The organism is Ramlibacter sp., assembly GCF_050250995.1.
GTDB lineage: Bacteria > Pseudomonadota > Gammaproteobacteria > Burkholderiales > Burkholderiaceae_C > Ramlibacter.
In genome coordinates, this window is the sequence record NZ_JBFWNP010000007.1 from 90,592 (window position 1) to 103,463 (window position 12,872).

Consider the following 12,872-nt stretch of genomic DNA (forward strand, 5'->3'; position numbering starts at 1 on the left):
CACGATGCAGAGCCCGCCACCTTTCGGACATGAAATCGACACGCAGGCGTCATGCGGAAATACGACAGTCGCCGCATGAAAGTCCAGTGCGCATTCGCAGTCGTTCTCAGCTTGGCCTGCGGAACGGCCGCCGCCAACTGCGCGAGCACCGTCGTCGGCCTGCGGGCGCTGGCGGGAGGCTTTTACTTCCCCCTGCGGTGGATCGAGACCGGCATGGAAGACGGCAAGCCGCTGGTTCTGGGCATCTCGGAGCGCGCGGGCCTGCTGCACCTGCAATTCGTCAAGACCCGGGAGGGTCTGTGGGCCGAAGGCCCCGCACGGGTCTGCGCCGAAGACGGCCGGTTGCTCGTCCGCTTCGAACCCGGCGCCGTGCAGCCCGGGCCCGCATCGACGTGGCTGCTGCGGCAGTCGCTGCGCGCGGGCGCCCGCTTTGAATTCGAGAAGCTCGCGCCCACGGAACTCCACGTGTCCACGACCGGCTGGCGCGGCCGCTTCGCCGCCTGGCGCGAACACGCCGCGGCGCCATGACGATGTGGATGCCGCCGATCTTCCGAATGCGGAATCCGTTGCCGTCGTTCGCGACCGTGCCGCCACCCGATGCCACCGCCGATGAGCCGGACGATGCGGAATCCGAAGGCGACCCGCGCCTGCGCGCCGTGTTCATCTCCGACCTGCATCTCGGCACGGCAGGCTGCCAGGCCGACGCGCTGCTCGGCTTCCTCAAGGCACACCCGAGCGACTATCTCTACCTCGTCGGCGACATCGTCGACGGCTGGCAGTTGCGCAAGCGCTGGCACTGGCCGCAGGCGCACAACGACGTCGTGCAGAAGCTCCTGCGTCGCGCACGCAAGGGGTGCCGGGTCATCTACGTGCCCGGCAACCACGACGAATTCGCGCGCGCCTTCGCCGACCATCACTTCGGCGGCATCTACGTAGCGCAGGAAGCGGTACACACCACCGCCGATGGACGCTCGCTGTGGGTGACCCACGGCGACCACTTCGATGCGGTCGTGCAGTGCGCGAAGTGGCTCGCGTACGTCGGCGACACGCTGTACGAATTCACGTTGCGCCTGAATCGTCATCTCAACTCGACACGCGCGCGCCTCGGACTGCCGTACTGGTCGCTGTCCGCATACCTGAAGCACAAGGTAAAGAAGGCGCTCAACTACGTCACGAGCTTCGAGACGGCCGTCGCACGCGAAGCGGGCAAGCGGGGCCACGACGGCGTGGTGTGCGGCCACATCCATCGCGCGGAGATGCGCAGCATCGACGGCGTGCTCTATTGCAACGACGGCGACTGGGTGGAGAGCCGCACCGCGCTCGTCGAACACATGGACGGGCGCCTCGAGATCGTGTATTGGCAGCCGTACCGCTCCGCCAGCGCGCCGCACGTCGCCCGCCAAGAACATTCCCTGGAGACCGAATGAAACTCACCCTCGTCACCGACGCCTGGCAGCCGCAAGTCAACGGGGTTGTCACCACGCTTGTCGAACTCGTGCGCGAACTCGAAGGTCGCGGTTGGCAGGTGCTCGTGATCCAGCCATCGCTGTTTCGCACATGGCCGTGCCCTGGCTACGCCGGCATCGATCTCGCGATCGGCGCAAAGAAGGAAGTGGCGCGGCGGCTCGAGGAGTTTTCACCCGATGCGATCCACATCGCAACGGAAGGCCCCCTGGGCTGGGCCGCGCGCGGCTACTGCGTACGGCGCGGGTTGCCGTTCACGACCGCGTTCCACACAAAATTTCCCGAAATCGCGAAGGCCGCGGCGAAGGTGCCGGTGTCCTGGGGCTATGCGGTCATGCGGCACTTCCACCGGCCGTCGAGCGGTGTCATGGCGCCGACGCGCAGCGTGGCGAAAATGCTGGAGCAGCGCGGCATCGAGAACGTGCGCGAATGGACGCACGGTGTCGACACCGATCTGTTCGCGTACAGCCCGCAACCGCGCATCTACCCGCCGCTCGCGGACCTCCCGCGTCCGATCTCCCTGTTCGTCGGCCGCGTGTCGTACGAGAAGAACATCGCCGCCTTCCTCGATCTGGAATTGCCGGGGAGCAAGGTGGTCTGCGGAGTCGGCCCCGTCGAGGCGCATCTGAAACGCAAGTATCCGGGTGCGCACTGGGTGGGCCTGCTCGAACGGCCGGCGCTCGCGGAACTCTACTCCTGCGCGGACGTACTCGTGTTCACGAGTTTCGCCGATACCTTCGGCCTCGTGATGCTGGAGGCGATGGCTTGCGGCACGCCGGTCGCCGCTTTCCGCGCGGACGGTCCGACGGAGGTGCTGAGCAAGATGCACCCGACGGGCGCGCGGCCGTACGGCGGCTACATGCATCACGACCTGAAGCAGGCGTGGGAGCACGCGCTGCGAACGCCGCGCGAGGAGGCCCGGCTCCGCGCGCTCGACTACAGCTGGCAGCACACGACGGAACGCTTCGTCGACTTCCTTGTTCCCACCCGCGGCCAGTTCGCAGGGCTGACGGGAGCGCTCGCGTCACGCTGAGGGCCCGCTGCCTAGATGCGCTGGATGACCTGGATCCCGCGCGGCACGTCGCGGCGCGATCGATCCTTGTTTCACACGTGCTCGGTCAACCCCACGTATCTGCGGGATAGCTAAGGCCTGCCCGCCTTCAGAACCGCATGCCCGCCGAGAAGCGAAGCATGTCCGGGGCGGTATCGCCCCAGCGCGGATCGTAGGAAAGGCGCAGGTAGTACTGGGGCCAGTCGTAGCGGACGGCAAGGCCCACGCGATCCTGGCCGCGGCTGCGCAGGAACTGCATCGATACCGATTGCCCATCGCGCCAGCGATATCCGGCGCCGAGGCTCAGGACCTCGTTGTCCAGTGCGGTGCCGAGGCCCACGCGCGCGAACCAGGTTTGACCCGCTTCCAGCGAAAGGCCCCCGCCGGTGCCGCCCGCCACGCCGCGCCCCACGGCGGTGGAGAGCCGGACGGGTCCGGCCGTGAGCAGCGTCGCGCCCGGCGCGAGCTCGCGTTCGGTGAAGGCCGCGGGCTGAGCCCGCGTGAGATCGTAGTTCGCCGAAAACGACTGCGCGGCCGCGCCCAGAGGGGCCAGGCCCGACGCGAGGAGAAGTCCGGACAGAAGAAATGCGAAGCGCATGGCCTCAATGTAGACCTTGCGGGCCCCCGCGCCAATCCCCGACCTTGGTCTGTCGCGCCATTACGACGAGCGGCGCTTCAGCCGGTGCGAATGGCCTCGGCAAGGCGCTCCGCCCCGCGGCGCGCCATCTGCTCGTCCCGCGCCTCGACCATGACACGCACCACGGGCTCCGTGCCGCTGGCGCGGATGAGCACGCGGCCCGAGTCGTTCAATTCCGATTGAAGACTTTCGGTTTCGTTGGCAAGTTTCTGGTTCGACCGCCAGTCCTGCCCCGGCGCGAGCCGCACGTTGATCAGCGTCTGGGGGAACAGGCTCACGCCTTCGAGCAGCTGCGCCACGGTCTTGCCGCTGCGCGCGCAGGCCTTGAGCACCTGCAGCGCGCTCACCAGGCCGTCGCCCGTGGTGTGCTTGTCCAGGCACAGGAGGTGGCCCGAGCCTTCGCCGCCCAGGCACCAGCCGCGCTTGTCGAGCTCCTCGAGGACGTAGCGGTCGCCGACCTTGGCCCGCACGAACTCCAGCCCTCGCGCCTTCAGCGCCAATTCCACGGCCATGTTGGTCATGAGCGTGCCGACGGCGCCCTCGACCTTCTCGCCGCGGTCCAGGCGGTCGGCCACCATCAGGTAGAGTAGCTCGTCGCCGTTGTACAGCCGGCCGGAGGCGTCCACGAGCTGCAGGCGGTCGGCGTCGCCGTCGAGCGCGATGCCGAAGTCCGCCTTGCTCGTCTTCACGAGTTCCACCAGCGCCTCGGGATGCGTCGCGCCGACGCCATCGTTGATGTTCAGGCCGTTCGGCCCGCAGCCCATGCACACCGTGTCGGCGCCGAGCTCGTGGAAGACCATGGGCGCGATGTGATACGCCGCGCCGTTTGCCCCGTCGACGGCGATCTTCATGCCCTTGAGCGTGAGGTCGTTGGAGAAGGTGCTCTTGCAGAACTCGATGTACCGGCCCGCCGCGTCGTCGAGCCGCCGGCTGCGGCCGTATCCGTCCGAGGACGCCCACTGCCAGTCTTCCTTCAGCATGGCCTCGACGTCCATCTCCCATTCGTCGGGCAGCTTCGCGCCCTGCGCGTCGAAGAACTTGATGCCGTTGTCCTGGAACGGGTTGTGACTTGCGCTGATGACCACGCCCAGGCTCGCGCGCTGCGCGCGCGTGAGGTACGCGACGCCGGGGGTCGGCAGCGGGCCGAGCAGCACGACGTCGACGCCGGCGGAGTTGAGGCCCGATTCGAGCGCGCTTTCGAGCATGTAGCCGGAAATGCGCGTGTCCTTGCCGATCAGCACCGTGGGCTTCTCTTCCGTGCGTTTGAGCACGCGGCCGACCGCGTGGCCGAGGCGAAGCACGAAGTCGGGGGTGATCGGCGCCTGGCCGACCGTGCCCCGAATGCCGTCGGTGCCGAAATACGTTCTGCTCATCGAATGAAGCCTCTCATGGTTCCTGCCATTCCTGCGATTTCGCGGCGCGCCAGACCTTGAGCGCGGCGACGGTTTCCTTGACGTCGTGGACGCGCACGACCCGCGCGCCGCGGTCCACCGACAGCACGGCGGCGGCGATGCTCGCCGCCAGCCGGTCGTTCACGGGCTGGCCTGTCGTCGCACCGAGCGAGGACTTGCGCGACCAGCCGGCCAGCACCGGATAACCCGCCGCCAGCAGTTCATGCTGGCGCGCCAGCAGCGCGAAATTCTGTTCGACGGTCTTGCCGAAGCCGATGCCCGGGTCCCACATCACACGTTCGCGCGCGACGCCCGCCTCGGCCAGCGACTTCGAGATCGCGGCGAGGAACGCGGCGACCTGCGGCACGGCATCGCCTTCGAGCGGCGAGCGATGCATCGTGCGCGGCTCGCCGTGCATGTGCATCAGGCATACGCCGCAGTGCGGATGGGCGGCAACGGCTTCGAGCGCGCCGGGGCGGCGCAGCGCCCAGATGTCGTTGACGATGTCGACGCCGAGGTCCAGTGCTTCGCGCATCAGCTCGGGCTTGTAGGTGTCGATGGAGACCGGCACGCCGAGCTGCACGGCTTCGCGCAGGACGGGCATGACGCGTGCACGCTCCTCGTCGAGCGGAACGGGCGGGCTGCCGGGGCGGCTGGATTCGCCGCCGATATCGAGGATGTCGGCGCCTTCGAGGAGCAGCGCTTCGCAGTGCTTCACGGCGGCCACCGTGCTGGCGTAGAGGCCGCCGTCGGAGAACGAATCGGGCGTCGCGTTGACGATGCCCATCACCTTCGGCCGCGCGAGGTCGATGGTGAAGCGGGCGGTCTGCCAGTGCATGGCTGAATTGTGGCTCACGCGGGCAAAGCAAAGGGACCCGAAGGCCCCCCTTTGCTTGACTGCTGCGTGCGCTACGCCACGACTTTACGCCGCGTTCGGCTCCGGCGCCGGCCGCACCGACGGTCCGCCCGTGTCGGACGGCGGCGTGCGGGGCGTGAAGTCCTTCGGCGGGCGCGGCTCCTTGCCGGCCATGATGTCGTCGATCTGCTCGGCGTCGATGGTCTCCCATTCGAGCAGCGCCTTCGCCATCGCGTGCATCTTGTCGCTGTGGTCCTCGATCAGCTTGCGGGCCATGCCGTACTGCTCGTCGATGATGCGGCGCACCTCGGCATCGACCTTCTGCATGGTCGTCTCGGAGATGTTCGTCGTCTTCGTCACCGAGCGGCCCAGGAACACCTCGCCCTCGTTCTCGGCGTAGACCATCGGGCCCAGGGCATCGGTCATGCCGTAGCGCATGACCATGTCGCGCGCCAGGTGCGTCGCGCGCTCGAAGTCGTTGCTCGCGCCCGTGGTCATCTGGTTCATGAACACTTCCTCGGCGATCCGGCCGCCGAAGAGCATGGCGATCTGGCTGAGCATGTACTCCTTGTCGTAGGAGTAGCGGTCTTTCTCCGGCAGGCTCATCGTCACGCCCAATGCGCGGCCGCGCGGGATGATCGTGACCTTGTGGACCGGGTCGCACTTGGGCAGCAGCTTGCCGATGATCGCGTGGCCCGCCTCGTGGTAGGCCGTGTTGCGGCGCTCCTCCTCCGGCATGACCATCGACTTGCGCTCGGGGCCCATGATGATTTTGTCCTTGGCCTTCTCGAAGTCCTGCATCTCGACCACGCGCGCGTTGCGGCGCGCGGCCATGAGCGCCGCTTCGTTGCAGAGGTTGGCCAGGTCGGCGCCCGACATGCCGGGCGTGCCGCGCGCGATGATGCCCGCGTTCACGTCCTGCCCGATCGGGATCCTGCGCATGTGGACATTGAGGATCTGCTCGCGGCCCCGGATGTCCGGCAGCGTCACGTACACCTGCCGGTCGAAGCGGCCGGGGCGCAGCAGCGCGGCGTCGAGGATGTCGGGCCGGTTCGTCGCCGCGATCACGATCACGCCGAGGTTGGTCTCGAAGCCGTCCATCTCGACGAGCATCTGGTTGAGCGTCTGCTCGCGCTCGTCGTTGCCGCCGCCGAGGCCGGCGCCGCGCTGACGGCCCACCGCATCGATTTCATCGATGAAGATGATGCAGGGGGCGTTCTTCTTCGCGTTCTCGAACATGTCGCGCACGCGCGCCGCGCCCACGCCGACGAACATCTCGACGAAGTCGGAGCCGGAGATGGAGAAGAACGGGACCTTGGCCTCGCCGGCGATGGCCTTGGCGAGCAGCGTCTTGCCGGTGCCGGGAGGGCCGACCAGCAACAGGCCGCGGGGAATGCGGCCGCCCAGCTTCTGGAATTTCTGCGGGTCCTTCAGGAAGTCGACGACCTCCTTGACTTCCTCCTTCGCCTCGTCGCAGCCCGCGACGTCGGTGAAGGTGATCTGGTTGCTCGACTCGTCGAGCATGCGCGCCTTGCTTTTGCCGAAGCTGAAGGCGCCGCCCTTGCCGCCGCCCTGCATCTGGCGCATGAAGTAGATCCAGACGCCGATCAGCAGCAGCATCGGCCCCCACGACACCAGCAGCGTCATGAGCAGGGAGCCTTCCTCGCGCGGCTTCACGTCGAACTTGACGCCGTTGTTGATGAGGTCGCCCACGAGTCCGCGATCGAGGTAGGTGGCCGTCGTGCGGACCTTCCGGTCGTCCGAGGTGACGGCGACGATCTCGGTGCCGCCCTGGCCTTCCTGGATGATCGCGCTCTTGACTTGCTTGTTGCGCACCTGCTCCAGGAAATCCGAGTAGCCGACCATGGAAGCGCCGGCGGCGCCGCGCGTGTCGAACTGCTTGAATACCGTGAAGAGGACCAGTGCGATCACCAGCCAGACGGCGATCTTGGAAAACCACTGATTGTTCAACTGAATCTCCGGTCGGAAAGAGGCAAGGAACGCCCAAGGCGCCCACACCTAGTTGCCGCCCATTCTAGGACTTTCAAGGCGGCGGTTGATGCGATTTCGCTACGACGCCCATAGGACAAGGCCCGCAGGACTTGACGGATGTCGCGCACGTGTCATTCAGTCCTGGCGATGGCGGGGGGCTTTGGCCCGATCCCGACCAGGAAGGTCTCGGAGGATTTGTCGCGCGACGCCTTGGGTTTGAGAGGCTTGACGACCCGGAATCGTTCCTTGAACAGCTTCACGAGCTGACTGTAGCCGCTGCCGTGAAACAGCTTCACCACCAGCGCCCCTTCGGGCTTGAGGTGGGCCATCGAAAAATCCAATGCCAGCTCGACCAGGTGCGCGATGCGTGCGGCGTCCGCCGATTCGATGCCCGAAAGATTCGGCGCCATGTCGGAGACCACGGCATCCGCCTTGCGTCCGGCCATCGCCTCGACCAGCCGCTGCGCGACCGCCTCCTCGTGGAAATCGCCCTGCAGGAAGGTCACGCCTTCGATGGGCTCCATGGGCAGGAGGTCGAGCGCGATGATCGCGCCGTTGAGCTGCCCCACCGCCGCGCCTCCGGGTGACAGGCGCCGGCGGACGTACTGGCTCCACGCGCCGGGCGCCGAGCCGAGGTCGACCACCAGGTGGCCCGGGCGGATGAGGTGCAGCGCCTCGTCGATTTCCTTGAGCTTGTAGGCGGCACGGGCGCGATAGCCCTCCTTCTGCGCGAGCTTCACATAGGGGTCGTTGACATGGTCGTTCAACCACGCCTTGTTGACCTTCTTGCTTTTTGTCTTGACCTTCATCGAATACCGATAATAGAGGGATGCCCGCCATTCAACTGACCATTGCCGAGCGCAAGGTCCACCGCGCCGAAGCCCACCACCTCGACCCCGTGGTCATGATCGGCAACGACGGCCTCACGCCCGCCGTGCGGAAAGAGGCCGATCATGCGCTCGATGCCCACGGCCTGATCAAGGTCAGGGTCCATGGCGACGATCGCGCGGCGCGCGAGGCGCTGTACCTGCAGCTCGCCGACGAGCTGAACGCCGCACCCATCCAGCACATCGGCAAGCTCTTCGTGCTGTGGCGGCCGAAGCCGAAGAAGGAGAAACCCGAAGCCGACGAGGATCGCAAGCGCGGCCCGCGCGACTTCAAGGTGGTGAAGAACAGCTCGCGCGGAGGGCAGCGGCCGGAAGTCAAGCGCGTCACGGTGCTCGGCAACGAGCGGCTGACGTCGGGCGGCAAGGTCAAGCGGGCGAAGCCGAAACTCAAGTCGGTGAAGAAGCTGCAGGGTTGAACCTGGCGCGTTCCGCGGCGCACTTCCACAAGACGGCAAACGCGCAAACCCACTGCGCGAGATACATCGCACTCCCAACCCCGTGCCACAGCGCGAGGTTCTGCCGCGCGACGATCCGCGGTGCGACCGCGAATTCGACGAGCAGTGCCAGAAGCATGCCGGCGAGCACGGCGGCGTCGGGCCGCTCCCGGTTCGCCATCAGCAGCACGAAGCCGCATCCCAGCGACATCCAGGTCTGCCCGGAGAACAACTTCGCCGCGAGCTGCCCGGCCACGGCCGGGCTCGACGCATTCGCGAACAGCAGCGGCACCGCCAGGAACCCGATGGCCGTGAGGCTGCCCCACCACAGCGCCGCGGCGAAAAGGGGGAGGCGCGCGCGCAGCACGTTCACACGTAGCTGACGCCGACGATCTCGTAGTGCTTCACGCCGCCGGGCGCCTGCACCTCCACCGTGTCGCCCTCTTCCTTGCCGATCAGCGCACGGGCGATGGGGCTGGAGATGTTGATCAGGCCCAGCTTCAGGTCGGCCTCGTCCTCGCCGACGATCTGGTAGCGCACCTTCGCGCCGGAATCCTCGTCCTCCAGCTCGACCGTCGCGCCGAACACGACCTTGCCGCCCGCGTTCACGCTGGCCGGGTCGATGACGTGCGCGGCCGCGAGCTTGCTCTCGACCTCGCGGATGCGGCCTTCGATGAAGCCCTGGCGGTCCTTCGCGGCGTCATACTCGGCGTTCTCGGACAGGTCGCCCTGTGCGCGCGCTTCGGCGATGGCCGTGATGACGGCGGGACGGTCGACGGTCTTCAGGCGATGCAGTTCAGCCTTGAGCTTCTCGGCCCCGCGCGTGGTGATGGGAATCGTCGCCATGATTTGTCTCTCCACAAAGCAAACCGCCGGCCACTGCGGCCGGCGGTTGTTCTTCCATGCCTCTATTCTAGGCGAGTTGCGCGTGCATCTCCTGGACGGAGATCACGTCGAGGTTCGCCATCGCCTTCATGCCCTCGACGGCCGCTTCGGCCCCCGCGATGGTCGTAAAGGTCGTCACCCGCGCGAGCAGCGACGAGGTGCGGATCGCGCGGGAATCGGCGATCGCGTTGCGGCGCTCCTCGACCGTGTTGATCACCAGGCAGATCTCGTTGTTCTTGATCATGTCGACCACGTGCGGCCGGCCCTCGGTCACCTTGTTCACCGGCGTGCATTTGATGCCCGCGGCGTTGATGGCGGCAGCCGTGCCCTTGGTGGCGACGATCTCGAAGCCCATGGCCGCGAGTTCACGCGCCACGCCCACGGCGCGCGGCTTGTCGTTGTTCTTCACCGTCAGGAACGCCTTGCCGTCGGCGGGGTTGGGCAGCCGGGTGCCCGCGCCCATCTGGCTCTTCACGAACGCCTCGCCGAAGGTCTTGCCCACGCCCATCACTTCGCCGGTCGACTTCATCTCCGGGCCGAGGATGGTGTCGACGCCGGGGAACTTCACGAAGGGAAACACGGCCTCCTTCACGCTGAAGTAAGGCGGCGTCACCTCGGCGTGGATGCCCTGCTGGTCGAGCGACATGCCCACCATGCAGCGCGCCGCGACCTTCGCGAGCTGGATGCCGGTGGCCTTGCTGACGTAGGGGACGGTGCGCGAGGCCCGCGGGTTCACCTCGAGCACGAAGATGACGTCCTGGCCGTCCTTCTCCTGGATCGCGAACTGCACGTTCATGAGGCCCACGACCTTCAGCGCCTTCGCCATCGCGGCGGTCTGGCGCTTGAGCTCGTCGACCGTCGCCTTCGACAGCGAATACGGCGGCAGCGAACACGCGGAGTCGCCCGAATGCACGCCGGCCTGTTCGATGTGCTCCATCACGCCGCCGATGAACACCCGGTGGCCGTCGGAGATGCAGTCGACGTCGCACTCCACCGCATCGTTGAGGAAGCGGTCGAGCAGCACGGGAGAATCGTTCGAGACCTTCACCGCCTCGCGCATGTAGCGTTCGAGGTCGCGCTGCTCGTGCACGATCTCCATCGCGCGGCCGCCGAGCACGTAGCTGGGACGCACGACGAGCGGATAGCCGAGCGCCTGCGCCTTCTCCAGCGCCTCGGGCTCGGTGCGCGCGGTCGCGTTGGGCGGCTGGCGCAGGCCGAGTTCGTGCAGCAGCTTCTGGAAGCGCTCGCGGTCCTCGGCCGCATCGATCATGTCGGGGGAAGTGCCGATGATCGGCACGCCCTCGGCCTCGAGGCCGAGCGCCAGCTTCAGCGGCGTCTGGCCGCCGTACTGCACGATCACGCCGCTGGGCTTTTCCTTGTCGACGATCTCCAGCACGTCCTCGAGCGTCAGCGGCTCGAAGTACAGCCGGTCCGAGGTGTCGTAGTCGGTCGACACGGTCTCGGGGTTGCAGTTGACCATGATGGTCTCGTAGCCGTCCTCGCGCAGCGCGAGCGCGGCATGCACGCAGCAGTAGTCGAACTCGATGCCCTGGCCGATGCGGTTGGGTCCGCCGCCGAGCACGATGATCTTCTTGCGGTTCGTCGGCTCGGCCTCGCACTCGTCCTCGTAGGTCGAGTACATGTAGGCGGTATCGGTCGCGAACTCGGCCGCGCAGGTGTCCACGCGCTTGTACACCGGGCGCACGTTCAGCGCCTTGCGCCGTTCGCGCACGGCCTTGTCGGTGGTCTTGAGCAGCTTGGCGAGCCGGCGGTCGGAGAAGCCCTTGCGCTTGAGTGCGCGCAGCGTCGGCTCGTCGAGGCTTGCCAGGGCGTCCTCGCCCTTCTCGGCGGCCAGCCTGTCGATGTCGAGCTCGATCTTCACGATCTCCTCGATCTGCACGAGGAACCACTTGTCGATCTTCGTGAGGGCGTACACCTCGTCGACCGTGAGGCCCATCGCGAACGCGTCGCCCACGTACCAGATGCGCTCGGGGCCGGGCTCGCCCAGTTCCTTTTCGAGCACCTCGCGGTCCTGCGTCTTCTCGTTCATGCCGTCCACGCCGACTTCGAGTCCGCGCAGCGCCTTCTGGAAGCTCTCCTGGAAGGTGCGGCCCATGGCCATGACCTCACCGACGGACTTCATCTGGGTGGTGAGCCGGTCGTTGGCATCCTTGAACTTCTCGAACGCGAAGCGCGGGATCTTCGTGACGACGTAGTCGATGGAGGGCTCGAACGAGGCCGGCGTCGCGCCGCCCGTGATGTCGTTGCGCAGTTCGTCCAGCGTGTAGCCCACGGCGAGCTTGGCCGCGACCTTGGCGATGGGAAAGCCGGTCGCCTTCGACGCGAGCGCGGACGAACGCGACACGCGGGGATTCATCTCGATCACGATCATGCGCCCGTCCTGCGGGTTGATCGAGAACTGCACGTTGGAGCCGCCCGTGTCCACGCCGATCTCGCGCAGCACCGCCAGCGAGGCGTTGCGCATGATCTGGTATTCCTTGTCGGTCAGCGTCTGCGCCGGCGCGACGGTGATGGAGTCGCCCGTGTGGACGCCCATCGGGTCGAGGTTCTCGATGGAGCAGACGATGATGCAGTTGTCCTTCTTGTCGCGCACCACCTCCATCTCGTACTCCTTCCAGCCGAGCAGCGACTCCTCGATCAGCAGCTCGTTGGTGGGCGAGGCTTCGATGCCGCGCTTGCAGATGGTCTCGAACTCCTCGGCGTTGTAGGCGATGCCGCCGCCCGTGCCGCCGAGCGTGAAGCTCGGGCGGATGACGGTGGGAAAGCCCACGGTCTTCTGAACGGCCCAGGCCTCGTCCATCGTGTGCGCGATGCCCGAGCGCGCCGAGCCGAGGCCGATGCGCGTCATGGCTTCCTTGAACTTCTGGCGGTCCTCGGCCTTGTCGATGGCCTCGGGCGTCGCGCCGATCAGTTCGCACTTGTACTTGTGCAGCACGCCGTTGCGCCAGAGGTCGAGCGCGCAGTTGAGCGCGGTCTGCCCGCCCATGGTCGGCAGGATCGCGTCGGGCCGCTCCTTGGCGATGATCTTCTCGACCGTCTGCCAGGTGATGGGCTCGATGTAGGTGACGTCGGCGGTGGCCGGGTCGGTCATGATCGTCGCGGGGTTGCTGTTGATCAGGACGACCTTGTAGCCCTCTTCGCGCAGCGCCTTGCAGGCCTGCACGCCGGAGTAGTCGAACTCGCACGCCTGGCCGATGACGATCGGGCCGGCGCCGATGATGAGGATGCTTTTGATGTCTGTGCGCTTGGGCATC

Annotated in this window: 12 protein-coding genes; 4 read left to right on the top strand and 8 right to left on the bottom strand. The window is 67.0% G+C overall.

Going from position 1 to position 12,872, the window contains the following annotated elements:
* The first annotated feature begins 75 nt into the window (after nucleotides 1–75).
* Genes AB7E83_RS08180 through AB7E83_RS08190 form a run of 3 tightly spaced genes read left to right on the top strand, consistent with a single transcriptional unit; the run spans nucleotide 76 to nucleotide 2,497 of the window.
* Nucleotides 76–528: a hypothetical protein gene (locus AB7E83_RS08180; protein ID WP_428567604.1), complete on the top strand. Its 453-nt coding sequence runs from the start codon at nucleotides 76–78 to the stop codon at nucleotides 526–528.
* A 26-nt stretch (nucleotides 529–554) separates the two neighbouring features.
* Nucleotides 555–1,427: a UDP-2,3-diacylglucosamine diphosphatase gene (locus AB7E83_RS08185; RefSeq protein WP_428567689.1), complete on the top strand. Its 873-nt coding sequence runs from the start codon at nucleotides 555–557 to the stop codon at nucleotides 1,425–1,427.
* The gene (locus AB7E83_RS08190; protein WP_428567606.1) at nucleotides 1,424–2,497 is read left to right on the top strand and encodes a glycosyltransferase family 4 protein; all 1,074 of its coding nucleotides are present in this window, start codon (nucleotides 1,424–1,426) and stop codon (nucleotides 2,495–2,497) included. Before AB7E83_RS08185 ends, AB7E83_RS08190 begins: the two co-directional genes overlap by 4 nt.
* Nucleotides 2,498–2,624: 127 nt before the next feature.
* On the opposite strand, the gene AB7E83_RS08195 is transcribed toward AB7E83_RS08190, so the two are convergent.
* The 5 genes from AB7E83_RS08195 to AB7E83_RS08215 all read right to left on the bottom strand — a co-directional run bounded on the left by AB7E83_RS08195 (nucleotide 2,625) and on the right by AB7E83_RS08215 (nucleotide 8,200).
* Entirely contained in the window at nucleotides 2,625–3,113 is a 489-nt protein-coding gene (locus AB7E83_RS08195; protein WP_428567609.1) for a hypothetical protein, read from the bottom strand.
* Nucleotides 3,114–3,190: 77 nt separating this feature from the next.
* Complete coding sequence (gene glmM, locus AB7E83_RS08200; RefSeq protein ID WP_428567611.1) at nucleotides 3,191–4,525, bottom strand: phosphoglucosamine mutase; 1,335 nt, start codon at nucleotides 4,523–4,525, stop codon at nucleotides 3,191–3,193.
* Between the two features lie 13 nt (nucleotides 4,526–4,538).
* Complete coding sequence (gene folP / locus AB7E83_RS08205; RefSeq protein WP_428567613.1) at nucleotides 4,539–5,381, bottom strand: dihydropteroate synthase; 843 nt, start codon at nucleotides 5,379–5,381, stop codon at nucleotides 4,539–4,541.
* Nucleotides 5,382–5,465: 84 nt separating this feature from the next.
* Entirely contained in the window at nucleotides 5,466–7,370 is a 1,905-nt protein-coding gene (gene ftsH / locus AB7E83_RS08210; protein ID WP_428567616.1) for an ATP-dependent zinc metalloprotease FtsH, read from the bottom strand.
* 152 nt (nucleotides 7,371–7,522) lie between these two features.
* Nucleotides 7,523–8,200, bottom strand: a complete 678-nt coding sequence (locus AB7E83_RS08215) for an RlmE family RNA methyltransferase (RefSeq protein ID WP_428567619.1) — start codon at nucleotides 8,198–8,200, stop codon at nucleotides 7,523–7,525.
* Between the two features lie 20 nt (nucleotides 8,201–8,220).
* Between AB7E83_RS08215 and AB7E83_RS08220 the strand changes: the two genes are divergently transcribed.
* Nucleotides 8,221–8,694, top strand: a complete 474-nt coding sequence (locus AB7E83_RS08220) for a YhbY family RNA-binding protein (protein WP_428567621.1) — start codon at nucleotides 8,221–8,223, stop codon at nucleotides 8,692–8,694.
* Here the strand turns inward: AB7E83_RS08220 and AB7E83_RS08225 are convergent.
* The 3 genes from AB7E83_RS08225 to carB form a co-directional block, all read right to left on the bottom strand.
* The gene (locus AB7E83_RS08225) at nucleotides 8,666–9,076 is read right to left on the bottom strand and encodes a DUF4149 domain-containing protein (RefSeq protein ID WP_428567692.1); all 411 of its coding nucleotides are present in this window, start codon (nucleotides 9,074–9,076) and stop codon (nucleotides 8,666–8,668) included. The two genes, AB7E83_RS08220 and AB7E83_RS08225, sit on opposite strands and share 29 nt — an antisense overlap.
* 5 nt (nucleotides 9,077–9,081) lie before the next feature.
* Nucleotides 9,082–9,558, bottom strand: a complete 477-nt coding sequence (gene greA, locus AB7E83_RS08230) for a transcription elongation factor GreA (protein ID WP_428567624.1) — start codon at nucleotides 9,556–9,558, stop codon at nucleotides 9,082–9,084.
* Between the two features lie 67 nt (nucleotides 9,559–9,625).
* Nucleotides 9,626–12,871 carry a carbamoyl-phosphate synthase large subunit gene (gene carB / locus AB7E83_RS08235; RefSeq protein WP_428567626.1) on the bottom strand — a complete coding sequence of 1,082 codons (3,246 nt, stop codon included), beginning with the start codon at nucleotides 12,869–12,871 and terminating at the stop codon, nucleotides 9,626–9,628.
* Between the last annotated feature and the right edge of the window lies 1 nt (nucleotide 12,872).